The organism is Streptococcus sp. DD11 (genome assembly GCF_001578865.1).
GTDB classification, from domain to species: domain Bacteria; phylum Bacillota; class Bacilli; order Lactobacillales; family Streptococcaceae; genus Streptococcus; species Streptococcus panodentis.
Genome location: NZ_KQ969393.1, coordinates 348,402 through 350,878 on the forward strand (window position 1 = coordinate 348,402; position 2,477 = coordinate 350,878).

Sequence of the window (2,477 nt, forward strand, 5' to 3'; positions counted from 1 at the left end):
CATCCAAGAGCGCCTGAAAGAAATTGAAGACGAGCAAATCTCTTTGGGAGACGAATTGGCTGAAATTGAAAAAGACGACGCCAATGCCCGTCAGAAGGTCAATATCTATGCTAATAAACTGCATACAATCAAGCGCTACATGGAGAAACGCAACCTACCGGGCATTCCTCAGTCCTTCCTGAAAATCTTCTTTGCGACCAGCAATAACATTGAAGAACTGGTGAGCGAGCTGGAAGCCAAGCAGGTGAACATTGAATCGGTTAACCGCTGGCTGGAAATTCTGACCAATGATATGCACGAGCTGGAAACAGAAACCTACCGTATCGTTCAGAATGCGACGCTGACAGAGCAGCTGCTGCAATACTCCAATCGCTATCGTTCTTTTGACGATAATGTTCAGGAAGCTTTCAATGAATCGCTCTATGTTTTTGAGCATAACTTTGACTATGCCAAATCCTTGGATGTGATTTCCAAAGCTCTGGATATTGTAGAGCCAGGCGTTACAGAGCGCTTTGTGACCTCTTATGAGAAAACACGCGAAAATATTCGTTTTTAAAAGCTCCTGCGGGAGCTTTTTCTTTTGCAGTACGGAGCGCTTAAGCCAGGGCTTGTCTTGTATCAGAAATTTCGGTATAATACAACAAACATGGAAAGTATGAGGTGAAATGATGCGACAGGTAAAAGGTCTCTTGGTCATGGATGTCGACAGTACCCTGATTAGGGAAGAAGGAATTGACTTGCTGGGAGAGGAAGCAGGAGTCGGCTCTCAGGTTGCAGCTATTACGGAGCGGGCTATGCGAGGAGAGCTGGACTTTGAGGCAGCCTTGCGTGAGCGGGTTGCTCTGCTGAAAGGCCTGCCAGACAGCATCTTTTCTCGGATTGCGGAGCGTATCCACTTCACGCCGGGGGCTCAGGAGCTGGTCAATGAGCTGCATAGACGCGGTTACAAGGTCGGTCTGGTGTCGGGCGGTTTTCACGAAACGGTAGACAGTCTGGCTGCGCAGCTGGGGATTGACTATGTCAAGGCCAATCGTCTGGAAATCCAACAAGGCTGCCTGACCGGTCAGGTATTAGGGGAGATTGTCACCAAGGAAACCAAGCTGGCTATGCTGCAGGCCTGGGCAGCAGAAAATGATTTGGAATTAAATCAAACGATTGCCATGGGAGACGGAGCCAATGACCTGCCCATGATTCAGGCGGCGGGACTGGGGATTGCCTTTATGGCCAAGCCGATTGTGTGCGAGCAGGCGCCTTATCGGATTGAGGAATGCAATCTTTATCGGGTGATTGACCTCTTGGATCAGAGAGAGCAATAGGAGGCAAGTATGCATATTCTGATTGCACCGGATTCTTTCAAGGAAAGCCTGTCGGCTCCGCAGGCAGCGCAGGCTTTACAGGAGGGATTTTCGCAGGCGCTGCCGGATGCGACTTTTGACTTGCTGCCGATTGGCGACGGCGGTGAGGGGACCATGGCTGCGCTGACAGCTGCCTTGGGCTGGGCTGAGTTTTATCATACGGTGACCGGCCCCTTTGGCCAGCCGGTCAAGATGACTTATGCCAGACAAGGTCAGCAGGCTCTTTTTGAAATGGCTGATTTGGTTGGTATGGCCTCCATTCCGCAGGAAAAACGAAATCCCCTAGTAATTGAGACCAGGGGATTGGGAGAGCTGATTCTCCATTTGGCGGGTGAAGGGGTCAGAAAGATGCTGGTCGGGGTCGGAGGCTCGGCCAGCAATGACGGCGGTATCGGGTTGGCAGCAGGTCTAGGCTATGAGTTTTACGATAGTGATCAGCATGTGCTGCGGCCGGTCGGCTCTTCTCTGGGCCGGGCTGCCCGGATTTCTGCTCAGCATGTCCCTGCCGTCCTGAAAGAGCTGGAGATTGAAATATTGACGGATGTGACCAATCCTCTCTGCGGTCCTCAGGGAGCAGCTTATATGTTCGGCGGCCAAAAGGGGCTGCCGGATCTGCTCTTCGCCCAGACCGACCAGGCTATGAGGCAGTTTTATGAGTTGGCCAATCCAGCTGTTTTCGGTTTGGCAGGAGCAGGCGCCGGAGGCGGGATGGCTGCGGGCCTGGTCACTTTTGCCGGCGGAAAAATCGTTTCAGGCATTGAAACCTGCCTAGATTTACTGGATTTTGATGAAAGAGTCAAAAAAGCAGACTTGGTAGTCGTGGGTGAAGGACGGATGGACCGTCAGTCCTTGGCCGGGAAAGCCCCAGTCGGTATCGCCCGGAGAACGCCTCAAGGCATACCGGTACTGGCTGTTTGCGGCAGTTTAGCAGCAGATTTGCCAGCTTTTCCGGCAGAAAATATAGCGGCGGCTTTTCCCATCATGGCTCAGGCCGACAGCCTGACCGCCGTTCTGGCGCAGGCTGAGGTCAACCTGATTCGAACGGCCAGAAACATTGGCAATGTACTGAAGATGAAAAAAAGCGGTTAGTCCGCTTTTTCAGTACATATTCCCTTTCTCTGA

General features: G+C 51.9%; 3 protein-coding genes. All 3 read left to right on the forward strand.

What is annotated here, in order from left to right:
- Positions 1-556 (forward strand): septation ring formation regulator EzrA (locus STRDD11_RS14180; RefSeq protein WP_277592704.1); only part of this gene is annotated, 556 nt, incomplete at its 5' end.
- Positions 557-668: 112 nt separating this feature from the next.
- The gene (gene serB, locus STRDD11_RS04955) at positions 669-1,316 is read left to right on the forward strand and encodes a phosphoserine phosphatase SerB (protein WP_128836316.1); all 648 of its coding nucleotides are present in this window, start codon (positions 669-671) and stop codon (positions 1,314-1,316) included.
- Positions 1,317-1,325: 9 nt separating this feature from the next.
- The gene (locus tag STRDD11_RS04960) at positions 1,326-2,444 is read left to right on the forward strand and encodes a glycerate kinase (protein ID WP_128835964.1); all 1,119 of its coding nucleotides are present in this window, start codon (positions 1,326-1,328) and stop codon (positions 2,442-2,444) included.
- Positions 2,445-2,477 lie beyond the last annotated feature (33 nt).